The following is a 19,959-nucleotide window of genomic DNA, read 5'->3' as shown; positions in this document are numbered from 1 at the left end:
GGGTGGGTACGCCGACATCCTGCGCCCCCTCCGACCAGCATCTCCATCCGCGCGGGCTTGATCGATCAGGTGTTCCCCCACGGTTCGCCGAACGGCCCCCATCGGTTCACCCCGGACCAGGACGGTGCACGGGCAACCACAAGGAGCCCCATGTCACACCCTGTTCGCCGCCCCCTGGCCGTTCTCGCCGTGGCGGTGTTCCTCATCCTGCTCGGCCTCGCCCGGCCCGCCTCCGCCCACGGCTTCACCTCGACCGTGTACGTCCATGTCACCGGAGGCGGAGGCAGTGCTGGTGCCGGTGCCGGCCGGCTGCGGACCGAGCTGAAACTTGAGTACGACCTCCTGGTGGTGTCCGCCGCAGACGCCGGGCACGACGACCCGCTCTTCCGCGCCGGGACCGAGGCGTTCGACGCCGGTGACACCGACGCGCAGGCCGCGGCGCTCAACGCCCACCACGCGACGGCCGTCGACTACGTCACCCGGCGCTTCACGGTCACCGCGGGCGCCGACGCCTGCCGGCCGGAACAGACCGCCGGCGGCTTCCGCATGGGCCGGGAGGAGGGCGTGCCCTACGCCCTGCTGACCCTCGACTGGACGTGCGCGGAGGCGGGCGACAGCCACGTCACCGTCGACCACGAGATCCGCAGCGGCCTCTTCCCGGACGCCGAGGAGTACGTCAAGGGCACCAAGACCATCGCCACGTACGACGTCGGCGGTCGCAGCGGCAGCGCGGCCCTCGACGCCGCCCATCCGTCCTTCTCCCTCGGCCAGTCCTGGACCGAGCGGTTCTGGGAGTTCTTCCGCCTGGGCGCCGAACACCTGCTGACCGGCGTCGACCACATCCTGTTCCTGCTCGCGCTGATCGCCGGATCGCGGCGCCCGCGCGAGATCGTCCTGGCCGCCACCAGCTTCACGCTGGCCCACTCGGTGACGTTCCTGCTCGCCGCGCTGGGCCTGGTGGACGTGCCGGGGAGCGTCGTGGAACCCGTCATCGCGCTGTCCATCGCGGTCGTCGCGGGCTGGCACCTGTGGCGCATCCGGCAGCGCGGGGTGCACGTCACCGACCTGGCGGTGGCTCCGGACGGCGGCCACGGCGGCCACTTCGCGCTGGACCGCGCCGGATGGACGCGCCTGGGTGTCGTGTTCTGCTTCGGCCTGGTCCACGGGCTGGGCTTCGCGGGCGCTCTCGGTATCGACGCGGCCTGGTCGTGGACCCTGCTGTGGTCGCTGCTCGTCTTCAACGTCGGTATCGAAGCGGTGCAGTTGGCGATCATCGCCGTGGTCTTCCCGCTCCTTCTCCTCCTGCGGCGCCGTTCCCGCCGGGCGGGCCTGTGGGCGACCGGCACGATCTCCGCGGGTGTCGCCGCCATGGGTCTCGTCTGGTTCGTACAGCGCACGTTCGGGCTGTGACCTGGAAATTCAGCCCGTGACCTGGATGTTCAGCAGACCCCGCACCCACATTTATGCGGGGTTTACCTGGCACCGAAAGCTTGACGATCTCCACTGCGTGCACACCGCACGCACACAGCAGAACAGAAGAAACGACACGTCATGAGAACAAAGCTCTTCGCACCGGCCGGCAGGCCGATGCGACGCCGCGTGGCAGGCACCGCCGTCGCGGCATCCGTGGGCCTGATCCTGACCCTCGGCGGTGGCGGACTCACGACCCCCGCGGTCGCCGCCGACTCCGCCACCCTCACCGGCATCGTCCTCGGTGTCGGCGCCAACGAGACCCAGCGGACCGTCAGCTGGTACTCCTCGGCCGACACCACGCAGAAGATCCAGGTGGCTCCCACCGCGCAGGTCGGCGCCGGTGCGTTCCCCGCCGACGCCGCCACGTTCGACGCCCTGGGCGGCGCCAACATCGCCACCAGCGGCGGCTACAACCGCCACGCCACCATCACCGGCCTCAAGGAGAACACCGCGTACTCCTACCGCGTCGGCAGCGAGGGCAACTGGTCGACCACGTACGCGTTCCGCACGCAGGACTTCGAGGGCGAGTACGACTTCCTCTTCCTCGGCGACCCGCAGATCGGCTCCTCCGGCGACACCGCCAAGGACCAGGCGGGCTGGCAGGACACCCTCGACGTGGCCACCAAGGCCAACAAGGACGCCGAGCTGCTCGTCTCCGGCGGTGACCAGGTCGAGAGCGCGAACAACGAGTCCCAGTGGAACGCGTTCCTCGCCCCCGACCAGCTGCGCCAGGTGCCGTTCGCGGCCACCATCGGCAACCACGACGTCGGCGGCAAGGCGTACGAGCAGCACTTCTCCACTCCGAACACGGACCGGTCGGGCGCGTACTACTCGAACGGCAACCCCGCCTCCAACACCTCGGGCGGCGACTACTGGTACATCTACAAGGATGTGCTGTTCATCGACCTGAACAGCAACAGCTACGCCACCTCGCAGGGTGGCGGCGGCGACGAGGCGCACACCAAGTACGTCACGGACGTCATCAACCAGCACGGCTCCGAGGCCAAGTGGAAGGTGCTCGTCTACCACCACTCGATCTACTCCCCCGCCTCGCACGCCAAGGACGGCGACAACAAGGTGCGGCGCGTGGACTTCCCGACCACGTTCTCCAAGCTGGGCGTGGACATCGTGCTCCAGGGCCACGACCACAGCTATTCGCGCAGCTACCTCATCAAGAACGGTGAGAAGGCCGACAAGGACGAGCAGCCCGGCGCCTCCAACGTGTACCCCGGCCCCGGCGGCGTCCTGTACGTCACCGCCAACTCGGCCTCGGGTTCGAAGTACTACGACATCACCAAGCCCGACAGCAGCGGCACCAGCGGTGCGGGCAACGGCGCCGACCCGCTGAACCCGGACAGCTACTGGTACAACTCCGTCCAGAACCAGGAGCACGTCCGCAGCTACGTCAAGGTGCAGGTCCGCAACGAGAAGCTCGTCGTGGAGAACATCCGCAGCGGCACCTGCGCGGCCCCCAACTCCGAGGTGGAGCACGGCAGCTGGTGCAACAACACCACCGCCGGCCAGCCCGTCGGCTCGATCGTCGACAAGGTGAGCGTCCACCCGTACAACGGTGACGGCCAGTCCCTCCAGGTCGACGTGCCGAACGCGGCTCCGGGCGAGTTCGGCTGGACGATCGACGGCTACAACGGTCTGGTGGACCTGGGTACCGCCAAGGAGGAGAACGGCGACCACTTCACCGCCTCCGGCAAGATCAACCCGATCCTCGTCACGGACTCCCGCCGTTCGCTCTCCCCGTGGTCGGTGTCGGCCGGCGTGAGCGACTTCAAGGACGCCGACAAGACGTTCCCGGGCTCCTACCTGGGCTGGTCGCCGTACATCCTCGACCAGGGCGCGGGCGCGAAGGCCGGTGCCTCCGTGGCCTCGGGCTGGGACGACCAGGGCAAGGGCCTGTCCGTCTCGCGCGGCCTCGGCTCGGCCGACCAGGGCCACGCCCGCGGCAAGGCGAGGCTGGGCGCCGACCTGGACCTCAAGATCCCGGACAGCGTCCAGAAGGGCGGCTACCGCGCCACCCTGACGATCACCGCGCTGAGCAGCTGATCGCACCCGTTCGACCCGCTTGACCAGCTCCACCAGCGGGGCAGGCGGTCACCGCACCGCCTGGCCGCCTGCCCCGCTCCTTCCAGCAGCACCCAAGCCCGGAGAGCCCCGCCATGCACCCGTCCCCAGCACCCCGCCGCACACTGTCCGCCGCCCCGCGCCAGGTCATCCTGCGCTACGCGGTCCTCGTACTGCTGGCGGCTCTCGCGTTCGCCGGTACGTCGACGGGGTCCGCCCGAGCGGCCGACGGCGACGTGACCTGGACGGTCCGCACGGCCGCGAACGGGTACGGGGACGACCGGTCCAGCTTCAGCTACGGCGTCAACCCCGGCAGCCAGGTCAAGGACGCCATGGTCGTGGCCAACCACAGCAGGAACGCGCTCACGCTGGCGCTGTACGCGGCCGACGGCTACACGACCGAGAAGGGCCAACTCGACCTCCTCACACGGGAGAAGAAGTCCCTGGGAATCGGCGCCTGGGTCCGCGCCACCGACGCCACGGTCCGTATCGCCCCCGGCAGGACGGCCGAGATCCCCTTCACGGTCGCCGTCCCGCGCGACGCCACCCCCGGTGACTACGTGGGCGGCATCCTCACCTCGCTCAAGCAGCCCGACGACACCGAGGGCATCGCCGTCGACCGCCGCCTCGGCATCCGGATCAAACTGCGGGTCAGCGGCGCCCTGAAGCCCACGCTCGCCGTGGAGAACCTGCACGTCGACTACGACGGCACGGCGAACCCCTTCGGCCAGGGCGACGCGACGGTCACGTACACACTCCACAACACCGGCAACGCCCTGCTCTCCGCCGCCCAGAAGGTCACGCTGACGGGCCCGTTCGGCACGCTGGAGACCCGGGCGGGGAAGATCGCAGCCGCCCCGGAACTGCTCCCCGGCGAACGCTGGAAGGTCACGGTCCCGGTCTCCGACGTGACCCCCGCCGTCCGCCTCACCGCGAAGGCAACCGTCACCCCCGTGATCACGGACGCCGCCGGCTCCACCGCTTCCCTCAAGCCCGTGGAGGCCACCACCACGGGCTGGGCCGTGCCCTGGACCCTGGTCCTGCTGATCGCCGTCCTGCTCGCCGGAGCCACGGCCGCGTACGTCCTACGCCGCCGCGGCCGGGCCCGCCGCAAGCAGCGCGAGGACGCGAGGGTCCAGGAAGCAGTCGAACAGGCCCTGCGCGACCGGGCCGAGCAGCGGGCTTGAGTACCGCTCGCCTCATGGTCGAGCTGGACATGACGTGGTGAAGGGTGCCGGTCCAGTGGGTCGATTGCGGCCGAGGCCGGGGTGGACACCACAGGTGACGCGGCTACCGGGGTCAAGCATTTCAATCAAGCCTGAAAAGCTTGGCGCAGCCTGTCGAGGTCGACGACGATCGGTGGAGCGGGAGGAGGTGTCCGCTGCCGGACCGACTGCCCCGGCGGCTGACCCTGACATCTGTCAGGTACTCGATGCACCAGGTCCCTCGTACGTTTCGCAGTGAACACAGTCACTCACGAGGGGATCACCATTCATGCGCAGGATCGCCAGGGCCGCGGCAGCCGTCTCACTCGCGCTCGGCGTGCTGACCACGGTCGGCTCGACCGCCGCCAACGCCTCCGCCGCCGATAGTTACCACGGCTGCCAGGATGGTTACGTCTGTATCTACCCGGGCGCGGGCTGGAACAACGATCAGCCGTCGCACGTCTACTACAACTACGGGACCTACAACCTGAGCGGCATGTTCGGCACGTACCGCATCATGAACAACCAGACCGGTGGCGCGAGCATGAGCACCTGCACCGGATACGACGGCACGGGCTGTGAGGGGAACCTGCCGAGCGGCTGGTTCATCGACAAGGACATGACGCCGATCAACTCGATCACGCTCCAGCCGTAGGACCCGTGTCGCGTCACGCGTAGACCACTCGGGCCGGGCCTCCACGGGGGAAGCCCGGCCCGAGTTCTTACGCCGTCGTGTACGCCGGCCTCAGTCGCCGAGAGCCCGCGCGGCCCGCATCCGGTTCGACCGGGGCGGGCCCGCGGGCAGTGGCAGTTCTGCACTAGGTCAGGAGTCATGTCCGCGCATAGGCCGGTCGCAGGTCGGCGTCCCGTGGCCAGCGGTGTCGGCCCGGCACCGGACATGCGGTGTCAGTGGGCGCAACTACGCTGCGGCCGTGACGGATCTTGAGTACGTGGCACAGGTACGCGTCGGCGACGGGCGCGGTGTGGAGCGGGTGGTGTGCCATCCCCGGCTGCCCCTGATCGCCGGTTTGGACTCGGAACGCCCTGCTGTCCACATCTGGGGCCACGAGGCGGGGGAACTGCGCGACCTCGGCTCCGTCGGGGCGGAGTCGGAGGCCTATGACGATGCCTTCGGCTGGAACCGGCACAAGCGGACCCCCGCCGTGGCATGGCATCCGGTCCAGCCGCTGCTCATGGTGGCGAACGAGGACGGCACGGTGTGGGGGACCCCCGCCGGGCTCTCCGCTCCGGAAGGTCTTCCGCCGACTGCCGCCTACGGCCGATTGGCGTTCAGCCCGGACGGGCGGACGTTGTGGGCGACGCCGTCGTCGGGCGGGGGCGAGGACGCGTGGGAGCGTTCCGACGCTCTCGACCTCGCCTCGGGTACCGTCACCACCGACCCTCGGTGGGACACCGGGGTCGCCGAGCATCCCGGCGGCGGGCTGGTGATGACGCTCTCCAGCGACCAGGGCGCGACACACGGCCTCTTCGCCCGGGTCCACCAGGAGACCACGCCCGCCGCGATGCGCGTACTGCGCCGGGCGCTGATCCTGGACGCCGACGGCTACGAGACGCCGGTCTTCAGCTCGGACGGACGCCATGTCGCGGTGCGGGGCAACGCGTACGACAACTCGCTGGCGGTCTTCGAGTTCCCGTCGCTGCGCCGCGTGCTGGCGACGACTCTCGGCGAACCCAGCCCCGGCTACCCGTACCCGCCGGAGTGGGTCGCCCAGCAGCGCGCCTGGTCGCGGCACAACATCGTGTTCGGAGCCCGGCCCGGCGTGCTCTGGGTCGGCACGCCCACGGGGGCGCTCGTCGAGATCGACCTCGACGCGCAGCACGCCGTCGAGCACGACGCGTTGACCGGCTCGCGGGTGTCCGCACTGGGCGCGACCGCCACGGGCGAACTGGTCGTCGCCGGTGGTAGAGGCGAACTCGTGCTCCTGGCCGTTCGTTCCAGTCGTTCCGGCTCCGCGGAATCCACTGCCACGCACGGCAGTACGGCGACCTCCGCGGTCACCGCGTTCCTGGACGCCACTTCCGAGGTTCCCGACGACGGCGACCCGGAGCCGCATCTCGTCGTCACCGACGGAGCCCGCGACTGGGAAGCGGACGATCTGGAGACCGTGGTCACCGCGGCCGAGACAGATCCGATGTGGCTGCGCCTCCGGGCGGCCATCAACTCCGTGGACCCGGCACCCTGATCTCCGCCCACACGCTTTTGTACGTCCCTCCCGTGCAGAGCGCTGTCCCCCACCGCTCGGACAGCACGTCGACCAGGAGCAGGCCGCGTCCGCCCTCGTCGTCCTCGTCGGGGCCGGGTGACTCCCGCAGTACGGGGAGTCGTTCGGTCAGGCCGTCGGCCACTTCCACGCGTACGACGTCCTCGCCGGCCCGCATCAGCAGCCGTACGCGGAAGTCGCGGCCCTTGACCCGGCCGTGCGTCACCGCGTTGGCCGCCAGCTCGGCGACGACCAGGGTGACGGATTCGCTCGCCTCGGTGTCGTACGCGTAACCCCACACGTCCATCCGGTTCGCGACCAGTCGGCGCGCGAGCCGGGCCCCTCGCGGGGTGCAGCTGAAGAGTTGGGTGAACGTACGTACGGTGACGGGGACTTGGACCCCGATTCGTCCTTGCATGGGTCAAAGGTCCCGGGCGGCCGGGCGGTTCACCAGCACCAACACTCGTACGGTGCACCCTGTACGAGTTCACTCTGTGGACAGTCGGAGTGACTTTCCGTGACCATGGTGTCATGACCAACAGCACGGCGAACGAGCCCGAACCGTCGGACAGTTTGAAGACGTTCGGTCTGGTCCACAAGGCTTTCCGCAAGCGGGCGGGTCTCACGCAGGAGGAGTTCGCACCGCTGGTGCGGTACCAGCCGGGGACGGTGGCGTCGATCGAGCAGGGGAGACGGCTGCCGCCGAGGGTGTACGTCGAGCGCGCGGAGGAGGTGTTGGATGCGTTCGGAGTGCTCCGGGCTGCGGGCTGCGGGCTGCGGGCTGCGGGCTGCGGGCTGCGGGCTGCGGGCTGCGGCGAAGTATGCGACCAGGCAGCCGGGCCTGGCTTCTTGGTTCCGCAGATGGGCGGACCTGGAGGAGCAGGCGATCAGCCTCTATACGTTTGAGAATCGGCTGGTGCCGGGGCTTCTTCAGACGGAGGAATACTCACGCACCCTGTTCAACGAGCGGTTGCCGGTTCTGACCGACGCGCAGATCGAGGCTCAGCTCATCGCTCGGGCGGAGCGCCAGCGCCTGCTCGCCGAGCTGCCCAACACGGTGTTCAGCTTCATCATCGAAGAGCACATCATCCAGCGGGGCACTGGCGGGCCAGAAGTTACTCGCGCACTGATCGACCACGTCCTGACTGTCACGGAACTGCGCAACGTGGAGCTCCAGTTGATGCCCGCTTCCCGGCGCATCCACGCCGGCTTGAACGGCCCGCTCCAGTTGCTGGAGACCAGCGACAACGAATGGTTCGGCTACTGCGAAGGTCAGGAAAGCGGTCAGTTCGTGGCCAGTCCGAAAACGATCAGTGTTCTGCACATGCGCTATGCGAAACTGCGATCACAGGCTCTCACCCCAGACGAATCCCGGAGCCTGCTGGAGCGGATGCGAGGAGCGCTATGAGCACCACGGGGCTGACCTGGTTCAAGAGCAGCTACAGCGGAGACAGCTCAGGCGACTGCGTCGAAGTCGCCGTCTGCCCCGCCGCCACCATCCACGTCCGTGACTCCAAGAACACCCGTGGGCCGCAGCTCGCCCTCTCCCCCGCCGCCTGGGGCAGTTTCATCCAGCGGGTCAGTGGTCCGCGCAGCACGGCGTAGGGTCCGGGACCTCGAACGGGACCAGCACCCCGCCCACCGCCGGTTGCAGGGTCAGGACCAGTTCGCCGTCCTGCCACTGCGGGCGTACGTGATCCCGGGTCACCACCTGCTGTGAAGGCGGCGGCTGGCCGGGGGCGCCCAACACCACCACCCTGCCGATCGCGGAGCGTGCCAGCAGCTCCGCGATCGTCAGCGTGCCGGTCAGCCCGGCCGAGCCCGGGTAGACGACGGCCCGGCCCACCTCGTCGGGTGCGCCGGCTGTCACCTCGTACCCCTTGGCCGACAGGAGTCGCGCGGTGTCCTCCGAGGCCGTCGTGAACGACAGGACCACCCTCGGCCGCTCCCCGCGTACCAGGTGCGTGCAGCCGAACGTGCCCTCGGGGACGACGAGTTCGGCTGCCAGCTCCAGCAGCAGGTGGTCGGCCGCGCGCAGTTCGCGTACATCCGCGTCGACCGTGCTGACGTAGGACAGATGGTTCACGCGGGGAGGACCCACACCGGGTTGGAGTAGAACCACAGGTCCTTCCACGGGTCCGCGTCACCGACGACGTCGATGGCGGGACCGGCGGGGTCGACGGCCGCACCGCGCGCGCCGACCGCGGACCGGTTGCCGTCCGAGCCGCGCAGGCGCAGGTACAGCGGGCGGTCGACGCGACCGAGGGTGTACGTGATCCGGACCGTGCCGGTCGTCTTGTTCACCTCGTACGACTTGACGACCTTCGTGGTCGGCGCGACGAGCGTGTCCTTGTCGGCGGCGGGGCCGGTGACATCGCCCTGGATGACGTCGACGCGGGCCAACTTCGGGATGAAACCGGCCCAGTTGGCGTCCTGGGCGAGCGCGATGTCGACCGTCAGCGTGACGTTCGTGCCCTTCTTGACGTGCAGCGCGCCGCCGAGCGTGGCCCAGCGGCTGCCGCCGGAGACCCGGACGTCGAGGCCGCTGATGAGCTGGCCGTGGTCGACCCAGACACGTCCGGCGCGGATGCCGTCCATCACGGCGGCGTACGAGAAGTCCTCGGCGCCGACGTGGGTCCTGCTGTACTGGCCGGGCCAGTAGTCGCCCTGGGTGACGTCGATCTGGCCGTTGTAGACGGGGTCGCCGTAGCGGCCGTCGGTGTTGAAGTCGCCGCCGCCGCGCGCCGCGGTGTCCGCGTAGACCTGGTGGGAGTCGGAGTTGGCGCTGATCCACCAGGCCTTGCCCTCGGCGAGCAGGCTGTCCCAGAGGCCGCCGACCGTGGCGGTCATCCAGTCGAAGCCGCCCCAGGTGCGGTAGCTCTCCGCCGGGTAGCCGGGGAAGGAGTTGGCGCTCGGGTTGTTGTCGTAGATGCCGCGCGCACGGCCCATGCCGAGCGGGGCGGGGAGACCGGCGGCCTGGTGGCCGGGGGCGCCCTCGAAGCCGACGGCTATCTGGTGGCTCGGCGAGGTCGCGTCGCGCCAGGCGCGGATCTCGTGCGGGGAGTCGACACCGCGACGCGCCGGGTGGTTGGCGAGCATCAGCGCGTCCTTCACCTTGCGGCGCTGCACCTGCTCACCGAGGAACGCGAGACCCGCGACGGCCAGCGCCTCGTTGGCGGGCGTCGAGTCGGAGGCGTTCTTCACGCTGCCGTCGTAGTCCGTCTCGAACTGCTTGAGGACGGAGACCTCGTTCTTGCCGGGGTGCACGAAGACCGTGCCGTGCTCGGCGCCGGGGATGTTCCATTCGAGGCCCTGGAAGACGAGGGTGTCCTCGTACGCGTCACGGGCGGCCTTGATGTCCGGGTTGACCTTGTCGACGCCGATCTTGGCGTGCGCCACGCTGCCGTGGTCGGTGATGACCAGCCAGTCCATACCGTGCCTGGCACCCTGCCGGACCTGGTCGACGACGCGGTACTTGCCGTCGCTGCTGTACTGCGTGTGGATGTGGTGGTCACCGGCCAGCCAGAGGAAGCCCTTGCCCTTGCGGCCACCGGAAGACGAAGTGCGGGCGCCGGTCGCCGTCTGTGCGGCGGCCGTCCCGCTCGCCGCCGCGCCGAACGCTCCCACCGTGGCCAGACCCGCACCGAGCAGGCCCGCGCGGCGGAGCATGGAACGGCGCGACTGCTGCTCGGGGGTCAGGGCCTCGTCAGGTACGGAGGTGTCGAAGGCGGCGGGGAGCGGGGCACTGCCGTGGTCGTGGCCGTGCCCATGGTCGTGGTCGTGACCGTGGTGGTGATGCCCGTGCCCGTGACTGTGTCCGTGCCCCATGTCGGCCTCCTGTGTCCGGCGCCGCCGGTGCGGTCGCGCGCTATGGAGACTCGATGCGAAACATGAACACCGGACGACGTGGGGGTGAGCTGCGGGCGACTCCGGCACGGCGGCTCGCCTCTGTTCTCACAGTTTCCCCAACTAGCCTTGTACGGCACACTAGTTGGGTTTGAGGCTCCCCCACGTCACATCGGTCCACGTACCTCCCACGCTCCCTCCTACTGGAGGCACCCCCCCATGAGAAGACTCATCGGCACCCTGCTGGCCGGCGCGCTGGCCGTCGCCGGACTCACCACGGCCGCCTCGGCCACAGCCGCTCCCGAGACTGCCCCCGCGGCTGCCGCCGCCCCCTCCTCCGGCACCTTCAACGTCCTCACGTACAACGTCGCGGGCCTCCCCGACGGGCTCAGCTCCGGCAACCCGGCGACGAACACCCCACTGCTCGCTCCCCGGCTGGGCGCCTACGACATCGTGAACGTCCAGGAGGACTTCAACTACCACGCGGCGCTGTACGCGGGCGACAACCACCCGTACCGGACGGCGACCAGCGGCGGTGTGCCCTTCGGGGACGGCCTCAACACCCTCTCGGACCACACCTTCGAGGACTTCGAACGGGTCGGGTGGAACAACTGCACCGGCACCAACTGCCTCACCCCGAAGGGTTTTTCCCTCGCCCGGGTGCGGCTCGCGGAGGGCGTCTTCGTCGACCTCTACAACGTGCACACCAACGCCGACGACACCGACGACGCGCTCGCCGCGCGGCGCGCGAACATCGAGCAGCTCTCGGACTTCGTCCAGGCCAACTCCGCCGGCAACGCGGTCATCGTCATGGGTGACACCAACACCCGTTACACACGCTCGGGCGACAACATCCGTACCCTCGCGAACGAGAACGGGCTGACCGACGCGTGGATCCAACTGGTGCGCGGCGGGAGCGCGCCCGCGCAGGGCAGTGACGCGCTCGTGTGCCCGACGACTGCGCCGACCAACTCCTGCGAGGTGGTCGACAAGATCCTCTACCGGGGCAGCAACCTGGTGAACCTGTCCGCGACCCGCTACAACAACGAGTGGGCGAAGTTCCTCGACTCGGCCGGGGGCAATCTCTCCGACCACTTCCCGCACACGGTCGACTTCTCGTGGACCCTTCCGGCGAAGCTCCGCGCGAGCGACTTCTTCGGCGGGCCGCACGGCACGGCGTTCAACGACGCGGACGACCTTCCGGCCGCGGCCTCGCCCCGCACCCTGACCCTTCGCGGCGGCTCCCGTCTGGACGCGGTGTCGCTCACCCTCGACGGCGGTACGTCCCTGGCCCATGGCGGTACGGGCGGTACGGCCGCCTCCCTCACCCTCGCCGGCGGTGAGCACCTCACGTCGGTGAAGCTCACGCAGGGGCAGAAGGACGGGCGGACTCGGGTCTTCTCTGCGTCCTTCACGACGGACAAGTCGCGTACGGTGTCAGCCGGTTCGGCCACGTTGGACGCCGTCACGTTCACGGCTCCGACCGGCTGGCAGATCGTCGGTTTCACGGGCCGGGCGGGCACGGAGATCGACAAACTGGGAGTCCTGTACGCCCCGATCGGCTGACGCCGGGTCGGTATCCCGCCTGCGGCTGCGGTGGGGGCGGGCCTGAAGGACTGCGCAGTTCCCCGCGCCCCTGGGGGTAGGTGGGGGCGAGCCTCAAAGATCGCGCAGTTCCCCGCGCCCCTAAAAACCAAAAGACTGCGCAGTTCCCCGCGCCCCCAAAAACCAAAGAACTGCGCAGTTCCCCGCGCCCCTGGAAAGCCAAAAGACTGCGCCGTTCCCCGCGCCCCTGGAAAGCGGGGCTGCGCCCCGGCTTTTCATCGCGACGGGGGCAGCCCCCTCAGGGGCGCGGGAAACGGCGCATACAGGGGCGAGGGGGCGAAGCCCCCAGCCCTTCAGGGGCGCGGGGAACTGCGCAACGGGGGTTCGGGGGCGGAGCCCCCATGTGGTGACGGGATGGGTAGGGGCGGCGGGGGCGGAAACATGGTCCGGGCCAGGGAAGCCCCTGTGATCGATCGCTAGGCTTGGGGGATCTCCCGCGTACCTCAGGAAGGAACCCAGAGAATGGCCCGTGCCGGACTCACCACCGACCGGGTCGTCACCGCCGCAGCCGACCTCGCAGACGAAGCAGGCTACGACCACGTCACCCTCTCCGCCCTGGCGAGAAGGTTCGGCGTCAAGGACGCAAGCCTGTACTCCCACGTCAAGAACCTCCACGACCTGCGCACCCGCATGGCCCTCCTCGCAGGCGGCGAAATGATCGACCGCATCGCCGACGCCGTGGCGGGACGCGCGGGCAAGGACGCCCTGGCCGCGTTCGCCGGCGCCTACCGGCAGTACGCCCTGGAGCACCCCGGCCGATACGCGGCCACGCAGATCCGTATCGACCAGAGCCTCGCGGCCACCTCCCCCGCCTTCGTCCGCACCGCGGAGGTCACGCACGGAATGCTGCGCGCGTACGGCCTCGAAGAGCCCGACCTCACCGACGCGGTACGCCTGTTGCGCAGCACCTTCCACGGCTACTGCGCCCTGGAGGCCACCGGTGCCTTCGGCTCCTCCAGGGACCTACGGACGTCATGGGACCGGGCCGTCGAGGCCCTCCACGTCACGCTGGAGCACTGGCCACGCGAACAGGCGGCCTCACCCCCGGCGCCCGGCGGAGCGACCCCACACGCCCCGCCCACCACTTAGACTGGACGCTTCGCAAGTGCCACGTGCCGCCTCGGGGGGAGGAAGCGGACCTTGTCCCAACCACAGCTCCGTCGAGGCCCGTTGAGACCTGATCCCGAGCCGCACATACCGCACGGGCCGCGCCCCGCCCGGCTCGTCCGCTGGCTGGGCGGGCTCGGCGCCGCCGCCGCGGGCTACGCGGTGTTCCAGTCCCTGGTGGGTGTCCTGCCGGACAACATCGGTGGCCAGACCGCGCGTTACTCCATCGCGGTGGTGAGCGGGCTCGGCACGGCCGTCGCGGCCTGGCTGTCGGCGGCACTGCTCCGGGCCAGGAGTGAGAACAACTCGCCTGTCGTCACGGGTCAGTTGCCCGCGTCCGGGGCTGCTCTCTCGGGCCCCGGGCCGCTGCCCGACCTGTTCTCCGCCGCGTACGGCACGCTCGCCGAGCAGATCTGCGTGGTCGACGACCCCGTACGCGGACGCCTCACCGGCTGGCCGCACTCCCTCGGCGAGAGCGGCCCCGGCCGGCCCACCTCCATGGGCACCGCGTACGGACTGCACATCATGCTCGATCTGGGGATGCCGGAGGGGCGGGTCGGCGCGGGCGACCTGATCGACACGCTGTGGCGGCTGCGCCTGGCGGACGGCGGCTGGTCGGCGCGTACGCAGGGCTCCCAGGCCCGCCCCGAGGTGACCGCCCTGGTGCTGGGCGCGCTGGCACGGGCCGGGGCCTCACGGGAGCGGCTCGCCGAGGAGGTGGCGCACTGCGAGGCGCGCTTCACCCACGAACTCGACCGCACCGGGCGCGAGTTGACGCACGTCTTGACGACCGTGATGCGCGGCCTGCTGCGTGCGGCGCCCGACTCCGCGGTACTGCCCCTGCTGCGTGACTCGCTCGTCGAGGGCGCGGTCACCGATCCGCGCCGTGGGCACCACCGTTGCTGGGGATACCGGATCGCGCCCCTGCACGGGCCGCCGTCCCCGCTGCACACGGCCCAGGCGGTGGTCGCCCTGGACCGCGCGGCCCGGGTCCTCGGCAGTGAGAGCGTCAACGCGCGCGCCGCCCGCGAGGACGGTGTGCGCTGGCTGCTGGCCTGCCCGGACGCCCCGCACGACGCCTGCCTCGACCTGTCCAACCTCCGCGAGGACGTACGCAGGCCGCGTGTGGACGACCCGACCCATCACGAGGTCCTGAACGTACGGCACTTCACGGCTTCCTGGATCGTCCGCGCCCTGCTCACCTCCGGCGCCCGGGACGTGGCGCGCGAGGACGGCATGGAGGAGGAGTGGCGCGAGCTGCTGAACGGCGCGGCGAGCGCCGTGTACGCCGGGCAGAGCGACGGCATCTGGACCTGGGTGCGTGACGACACCAACGAGCTGCGCCGCCCCATGTGGATGACCTATCAAGGCCTATCGGCACTGCGGGCGCATGCCGTATGGATGTATCAACCGTTGATCCACCGAGCGGACGGCTGAGCCGGGAGGAACGTGCATGGGTGGCCGACAGGTCCTGGCGGCGCGGCAGCTGCTGACCGAGACGCTGGACGGCGAACTGCCGGAACACGAACGGATGTCGGCGGCGCGTGCGGTGGTGGCCGAACTGGGCTCCCCCGAACGCCTGTTGGAGCTGGCCGCCGAACTCGCCTCCGGTGAGGGCGATCCGCACGGCTGCGCCCGGCTCTCGTACCGCCATGTCCTCGGTTTCGACAAGCTCCTGCTCATCGACGACGGCCCGCGTCACATGCTGCGCGCCCATCTGTGGCATCCGGGGCGCGGCGCGATCGGCAAGGAGGACATCCACAACCACCGTTCCCCGCTTGCTTCCTCCGTCGTACGGGGGCGACTGGCGATGGAGCTGTACGCGCCTCGCGGTGACGTCCGCGGCGCCGAGACCGCCGACGGCGGGATCGAGGCGGACCGCTATCGGGAGTCTTTGGCGGACGGTTCGGCCGACTGGCTGCTGGAGCCCACGGGTCCGGCCCGGCTGCGGCTGACCCAGGTCGCGGAGTACGCGGCGGGCAGCACCTACGCCCTGCCCGCGCACACCCTGCACCGGGCGTGGTGCGACACGACCGAGCCGACGGTGACGCTCTTCCTGGAGACGGGGAACGAACGGCGGCGGCACACCGACGTGTTCACGGCGGCGGGGCCCCACCCGGGGACCGTACCGAAGGTGCCGCTGGACGTGGACGACTACCTGGGCGAGCTCGACGCGCTGGCGGAGCTGCTCAGACGTTCGTGAAACCGTGGGTCTATGGGTTCGTGAGGGCCTGACGCACGATGTCGACGTTGTAGTCGTCGATGTCGACGGCGTGCAGCTCGTCCGGGCTCAGCCAGCGGTGGTCCTGGTCCGGCTCGGGGAGGGTGATGTGCCGGGAGAGCGGCCTGACCAGGAAATTGTCCTGCCAGTTCTTGGTCTCCTGCCCGCGGTACTCGCTCATGAAGGACGATTCGCCGACCTTCCGCACGACCTCGCCGAGCAGCCCGGTCTCCTCCTTGAGCTCCCGCAGGACACCGTCCTCGGGGCTTTCGCCGGGCTCCAGCTTGCCGCAGGGGACGCCCCACACCCGGGGCAGGAACCGCTCGGTCTCGCTGCGGCGCACCAGCAGGACGAGGCCCTCGCGCATCACGACGGCCGCGGCCAGTCGCTTCCCACCCGTGTTGCCCGTACTACCGGGGATGTCCATGATTCCTGGGTCCCTCGCCGGTCGGAGTCCACAGAGCTTCATACCCACGAAAGCATCAACGCTACCAGGAAGCACCTTCGGACGGGGTGGCTCCGGGCCGATCGGGACCGGCTCCAGGTCCGGCTCCGGCTCCGGGTACGGGCCGATCGGGACCGCCCGGTCGAACCAGCGCCTGCACCTCGTCGTACGTCGGTGCGGCCCCCTCGACGGGCAGCCCCGCCCTGATCAGCGCGGCCGTCTCCAGGGCCGCTCCCAGGGCCCGTCGGTAGAGGAGGGACCCGAGGCTGACCCGGCGGACACCCAGCTCGGCGAGGGCCGGAAGGGTCGGCCCCTTGGGTGAGTACAGAATGTTGAGGGGTACGTCGAGGGCTTCGACCAGGCCGGCGATCCGGGCCGGGTCGCCGAGCCCGGGGACGAACACACCGTCCGCGCCCGCCAGTTGATAGGCGTCGAGGCGACGGATCGTCTCGCGCCCGAGTTCGGGACCGCGTCCGCCGCCGCCATCACCCGCACCGCCGTCGCCCAGCCAGTGGGTGTCCGTGCGGGCGTTGACGAACAGCCCCGGCACGGCGGCCTTCACCGCGGTGATCTTCTCCGCGTGGAGTTCGGCGGGGGCCAGGGTGCCGTCGGCGCGGCCGTCCTCCAGGTTGATGCCGACCGCCCCGACGGCGGCGAGTTCGCGGGCCACCTCGGCGACCTCGGCCGGGTCGTCGCTGAACCCGCCCTCGGCGTCGACCGAGAGGAGGAAGGGTCCCTGGCCCAGCGCCAGGGCCAACGCCAGTGACGCGTCCCGGGTCGCCGCCGAACCGTCGGGCAGGCCCGCGGCGGCGGCGACCCCCAGACTGGTCGTGCCGATCGCCGCGAAGCCCTGCGCGGCCAGAGCCGCCGCCGAGGCGTGGTCCCAGGCGTTGGGGAGAAGCAGCGGGGAACCGGCGTCGGGGTGATGAAGTGCGGCGAAGGTGGAAGCCATGACACCACGCTAGGACCGGAACGCTTCGGCCCCCGCCGAACCGTCCCGGGGGCCGGGCGTGTACATCCGTGGGGCGCCCCACGGATGTACACCTGAGACGCCCCGGTTCCGGTCGGGACGCCCCAGGTGTCAAGCTCACCTCACAAGACGCTCGGGCACCAGGCCTTGAGCAAGGAGTTCGTCGCGGACGAGTCCGGCGTACGCCGTCGCGCCCTGGGCCGAGGTGTGGGTGTTGTCGCGCTTCTCGTTGTACAGGTACAGCGCCTTGGAACCCTCGACGCCCAACGACTCCACCAGGGCCTTTGTCCTGGTCGTGAGGTCGATGAGAGGGACGTCGTGGGCCGCGGCGACCGACCGGGTGACGGCCGGGTGGTCCACCCCCAGGCCGTTCACCAGCAGGGCTGTGTCGTTGTTCAGTGTGCCGTCGGCGTTGAACCAGCGACGGACGATGGGAGTGACCAGAACAGGACGGCCACCCTTTTCCCGTACGCCCGCGACGAGCGTTTCGAGATTCGCGCGGTATGTCGGCTCGTCCGTCTGCTTGTCGTTGTGGGCGAGCTGAATGAGGACCAGGTCACCCTTGCGGATGAGCGGCTGCACGGTCGCGAAGAGCCGGGGATCGGCGAGGTAGGAGACCGTACTCTCCCCGGAGTCGGCGTAGTTGGCGACGGAGAGCCCCTTGCGGAGGAACTGCGGGAGCTGCTGGCCCCAGCCGGAGTACGGGTCGCCGGGCTGGTCGCAGACCGTGGAGTCGCCGACGAGGAAGACCTGCCGGGTGTGCCGGCCGGCCGCCGGGGTGACCCGGATGTCGGCGAGCGCGGGCGCCGAGCCGCCGACGACCAGGTCGAACCCGGCGGTGCCGTCGGGTCCGGTGGGCTCCCCCTCGGGGGTACGGACGTTCACGGTGAAACCGCGGGTCACGGGCTCGCCCGCCCCGGTGGGCGTCTCGGCGAGCAGGGTGCGCCGGGTCTCGCCGCTGATACCGGTGCTGGCCGCGGCCTCACCGCCGAGCCGCACCCGTACGTCGTAGGTGCCGGGCGGCACCTCGAAGTGGCAGGCCCCGGCGGTGCAGTTCTCCAGCCCCAGCCCTGACCCTGGTCCCGGCTGCTGCGTCCGCGCGTGCGCCGGGGTGGCGGACAGGGCCGCGGCGAGGGTCAGCGCGGCCGGCAGGGTGATCGACAGACGTCTCGCCATGCCCCCTCAACTCCCTCTGGTCCACTGCTGGTTGGTCGCCCCGTTGCAGGTGTACGTGATGAGCGCGGCGGAGTCCGCGGTGGACGCGCCGTTCACGTCCAGGCACTCGCCGGTGGCGCGGGACGCGATGGTCACATAGGAGCCGGTGGTGGTGAGCGACCACTGCTGGGTGGTGGCCGAACCGCTGCAGTTCTCCTGCGTGACGGTGCTCGCGTTCTCCTGCACGCACAGGGAACTGCCGCGCACGGCCAGCTGGTAGTAGCCGCCGCCGACCGACTTGAACCAGTACTTCTGGTTGGTGCCGCCGTTGCAGGTGTACTGCTTGATCTGGGCACCGGCCCACAGCGACTGACTGGTCACGTCGGCGCACTTGGAGGAGTGGCGGGCGATGAGCGAGTTGTACGTGGCACTCGTCCCGGTGACCGTCCCGGCGGCCGTGTCGACGGTGACCTCCGGCGACCAGGACATGGACATCGTGGTCGAGCCGGAGAAGCTCAACGGCAGCCAGACATAACGGGAGTCGTTGACCGTACCGCCGAAGGAGTTGCCCCAGCGGTCACCCATGTAGAGGTAGGAGGTACCCGAACTCCCCTGCACGGGCAGGACGAAGGCGGTCTGCGAGTTGTACGTCGTCGAGTCGCCGACGTTCGCCATCGCGGTCCAGGGGCCCGCGAGCGACGTCGCCGTGGCGTACTGCTGCTGGTTGGCGCTCCAGCCCGTCGCCCCCGAAGTCAGCATGAAATAGACGCCGTTGCGCTTGAAGAGGGCCGGCGCCTCGCGGTGGCCGCCGTGCCAGGGGTCGGCGACCAGACCGGCGATCCCGGTGTAGTCGGCGGTCAGCCGGTAGATCTGCAGGTCGTAGTTCTCGCGGGCGGCCGAGACCATGTACCCCGCGCCGTCCGTGTCGACGAACACCGTGATGTCACGGGACATGTGCGTGCCGAGGGGGCGGAAGCTGCCCTGCCAGGTGTAGTTGCCGTCGACCGTGTCCGACACGGCGACCGCCGCGCGGGCCTCGCCGTAGTCGACGCCGTTCTCCTTGTGCATCCACATCACGAACTTGCCGGTGGACGCGTTGTACATGACCTTGGGCCGCTCGATGTTCGCGGTCGCCAGTTCCGAGTTGCTCGCCTGGGTCAGGACGTGGTTGCGGAACTCCCAGTTCTTCAGGTCCGTGGAACGGTAGGCATCCACGTACCGGAAGGTGTTGTCGGAGTTCCGGTTCTCCCCGAACCAGTAGTAGTACGAGCCGACCTTGACGACTCCGCCGCCGTGGGCGTGCACCGGGCTGCCGTTGGTGTCGGTGAACTGCGTGCCGTTCGCGATGGTCTGCGCGGCGGCCTGGGCCGGGCCCGCGGTGCCGAGGGCACCGGCGAGGGCCAGACAGAGGGCGAGGAGTACGGCGTACAGGCGTCTCATCTCAAGCACGCTCCTTCGGGGCGGGGGATGGCGGTGGCGGGGTGGGGGGACACAAAAGCGAACAGAAATGTTCGGCATTTCGCACAACATCTGTCATCCCGAACGCCGAAAAGGTAAGGGCGTGTTACGGGGAGGTCAACGGGTCGGGAGCGATCCGTAGGAACCTCTGCGGAACCTTCGCCGGAATCGGCCCC

General features: G+C 70.0%; 17 protein-coding genes and 1 pseudogene. 11 read left to right on the top strand and 7 right to left on the bottom strand.

Features of this window, described 5'->3' with window-relative positions; genetic code table 11:
* The first annotated feature begins 150 nt into the window (after positions 1-150).
* The 5 genes from ACFVH5_RS23190 to ACFVH5_RS23170 all read left to right on the top strand — a co-directional run bounded on the left by ACFVH5_RS23190 (position 151) and on the right by ACFVH5_RS23170 (position 6,958).
* Positions 151-1,410, top strand: a complete 1,260-nt coding sequence (locus ACFVH5_RS23190; RefSeq protein ID WP_385835546.1) for a HupE/UreJ family protein — start codon at positions 151-153, stop codon at positions 1,408-1,410.
* A 141-nt stretch (positions 1,411-1,551) separates the two neighbouring features.
* Complete coding sequence (locus tag ACFVH5_RS23185; protein ID WP_385835545.1) at positions 1,552-3,531, top strand: fibronectin type III domain-containing protein; 1,980 nt, start codon at positions 1,552-1,554, stop codon at positions 3,529-3,531.
* Between the two features lie 113 nt (positions 3,532-3,644).
* Entirely contained in the window at positions 3,645-4,736 is a 1,092-nt protein-coding gene (locus ACFVH5_RS23180) for a WxL protein peptidoglycan domain-containing protein (protein ID WP_385835543.1), read from the top strand.
* Between the two features lie 307 nt (positions 4,737-5,043).
* Positions 5,044-5,409: a hypothetical protein gene (locus ACFVH5_RS23175; protein ID WP_384799736.1), complete on the top strand. Its 366-nt coding sequence runs from the start codon at positions 5,044-5,046 to the stop codon at positions 5,407-5,409.
* Between the two features lie 277 nt (positions 5,410-5,686).
* Positions 5,687-6,958 carry a hypothetical protein gene (locus ACFVH5_RS23170; RefSeq protein ID WP_385835541.1) on the top strand — a complete coding sequence of 424 codons (1,272 nt, stop codon included), beginning with the start codon at positions 5,687-5,689 and terminating at the stop codon, positions 6,956-6,958.
* On the opposite strand, the gene ACFVH5_RS23165 is transcribed toward ACFVH5_RS23170, so the two are convergent.
* The gene (locus ACFVH5_RS23165; protein ID WP_385835538.1) at positions 6,933-7,394 is read right to left on the bottom strand and encodes an ATP-binding protein; all 462 of its coding nucleotides are present in this window, start codon (positions 7,392-7,394) and stop codon (positions 6,933-6,935) included. The two genes, ACFVH5_RS23170 and ACFVH5_RS23165, sit on opposite strands and share 26 nt — an antisense overlap.
* Positions 7,395-7,507: 113 nt before the next feature.
* Here ACFVH5_RS23165 and ACFVH5_RS23160 point away from each other — a divergent pair.
* Both ACFVH5_RS23160 and ACFVH5_RS23155 read left to right on the top strand, forming a co-directional pair.
* Positions 7,508-8,384, top strand: a pseudogene (locus tag ACFVH5_RS23160) (Scr1 family TA system antitoxin-like transcriptional regulator).
* A complete protein-coding gene (locus tag ACFVH5_RS23155; protein ID WP_385835537.1) occupies positions 8,381-8,581 on the top strand; it encodes a DUF397 domain-containing protein in 201 nt (66 codons plus the stop codon). The pseudogene ACFVH5_RS23160 and the gene ACFVH5_RS23155 overlap by 4 nt, the downstream one beginning before the upstream one ends.
* Here ACFVH5_RS23155 and ACFVH5_RS23150 read toward each other — a convergent pair.
* Positions 8,556-9,062, bottom strand: coding sequence for a hypothetical protein (locus tag ACFVH5_RS23150; RefSeq protein WP_385835535.1), 507 nt, complete (start codon positions 9,060-9,062; stop codon positions 8,556-8,558). The two genes, ACFVH5_RS23155 and ACFVH5_RS23150, sit on opposite strands and share 26 nt — an antisense overlap.
* Positions 9,059-10,804 (bottom strand): PHP domain-containing protein, encoded by a 1,746-nt coding sequence (locus tag ACFVH5_RS23145; RefSeq protein ID WP_385835534.1) that lies wholly within the window; start codon positions 10,802-10,804, stop codon positions 9,059-9,061. Before ACFVH5_RS23145 ends, ACFVH5_RS23150 begins: the two co-directional genes overlap by 4 nt.
* Positions 10,805-11,041: 237 nt before the next feature.
* Between ACFVH5_RS23145 and ACFVH5_RS23140 the strand changes: the two genes are divergently transcribed.
* The 4 genes from ACFVH5_RS23140 (at position 11,042) to ACFVH5_RS23125 (ending at position 15,737) form a co-directional block, all read left to right on the top strand.
* Positions 11,042-12,388: a jacalin-like lectin gene (locus ACFVH5_RS23140; RefSeq protein WP_385835532.1), complete on the top strand. Its 1,347-nt coding sequence runs from the start codon at positions 11,042-11,044 to the stop codon at positions 12,386-12,388.
* Between the two features lie 501 nt (positions 12,389-12,889).
* Positions 12,890-13,516, top strand: coding sequence for a TetR/AcrR family transcriptional regulator (locus tag ACFVH5_RS23135; RefSeq protein WP_385835531.1), 627 nt, complete (start codon positions 12,890-12,892; stop codon positions 13,514-13,516).
* 81 nt (positions 13,517-13,597) lie between these two features.
* Positions 13,598-14,971, top strand: coding sequence for a hypothetical protein (locus tag ACFVH5_RS23130; RefSeq protein ID WP_385835530.1), 1,374 nt, complete (start codon positions 13,598-13,600; stop codon positions 14,969-14,971).
* A 16-nt stretch (positions 14,972-14,987) separates the two neighbouring features.
* A complete protein-coding gene (locus ACFVH5_RS23125) occupies positions 14,988-15,737 on the top strand; it encodes a hypothetical protein (protein WP_385835529.1) in 750 nt (249 codons plus the stop codon).
* Between the two features lie 10 nt (positions 15,738-15,747).
* On the opposite strand, the gene ACFVH5_RS23120 is transcribed toward ACFVH5_RS23125, so the two are convergent.
* The 4 genes from ACFVH5_RS23120 to ACFVH5_RS23105 form a co-directional block, all read right to left on the bottom strand.
* Positions 15,748-16,182: an NUDIX hydrolase gene (locus tag ACFVH5_RS23120; protein WP_385835527.1), complete on the bottom strand. Its 435-nt coding sequence runs from the start codon at positions 16,180-16,182 to the stop codon at positions 15,748-15,750.
* 61 nt (positions 16,183-16,243) lie between these two features.
* Positions 16,244-17,152: an isocitrate lyase/phosphoenolpyruvate mutase family protein gene (locus ACFVH5_RS23115; RefSeq protein ID WP_385835526.1), complete on the bottom strand. Its 909-nt coding sequence runs from the start codon at positions 17,150-17,152 to the stop codon at positions 16,244-16,246.
* A 135-nt stretch (positions 17,153-17,287) separates the two neighbouring features.
* On the bottom strand, positions 17,288-18,346 hold the full coding sequence (locus tag ACFVH5_RS23110; protein ID WP_385835524.1) for a rhamnogalacturonan acetylesterase: 1,059 nt from the start codon (positions 18,344-18,346) through the stop codon (positions 17,288-17,290).
* A gap of 6 nt (positions 18,347-18,352) precedes the next feature.
* Entirely contained in the window at positions 18,353-19,765 is a 1,413-nt protein-coding gene (locus ACFVH5_RS23105; RefSeq protein WP_385835523.1) for an RICIN domain-containing protein, read from the bottom strand.
* Positions 19,766-19,959: the final 194 nt, after the last annotated feature.

Source organism: Streptomyces sp. NPDC127119 (assembly GCF_042677425.1).
Classification (GTDB): Bacteria; Actinomycetota; Actinomycetes; order Streptomycetales; family Streptomycetaceae; genus Streptomyces.
The sequence above is the reverse complement of the archived record's forward strand: the minus strand, read 5'-3'. Positions and strand labels throughout refer to the sequence as shown.